We start from the raw sequence: 297 nt of genomic DNA on the forward strand, positions 1-297 counted from the left end.
ATCACGAGGGCATCTCGATCTACAAGCAAGGCAATGGCAAGGGGTATATTCTCGTGTCGGATCAGCAAGCCCATCGGTTTCAGATCTTTCCACGCGAAGGCACCGCCTCCAGCCCACACGAGCATCCATTACTGCGGATTGTAAACACATCAACGGTGGAAAGCGATGGCAGTGATGTGACCAGCGTAGCATTGCCGGGATTTCCGCAGGGCATGTTCGTCGCGATGAGTGATGATAAAACATTCCAGTTTTACCGGTGGGAGGATTTGTGGTAAGCTTGATCCTACGGCCTACGGT

General features: G+C 52.5%; 1 protein-coding gene. It reads left to right on the plus strand.

Features of this window, described 5'->3' with window-relative positions; all coding sequences use genetic code 11:
- On the plus strand, positions 1–275 hold a 275-nt coding region (locus KK062_RS30250), incomplete at its 5' end, for a phytase (RefSeq protein WP_254088114.1).
- Positions 276–297 lie beyond the last annotated feature (22 nt).

Source organism: Dawidia cretensis (genome assembly GCF_018598175.1).
Taxonomy (GTDB): Bacteria; Bacteroidota; Bacteroidia; order Cytophagales; family Cyclobacteriaceae; genus Ohtaekwangia; species Ohtaekwangia cretensis.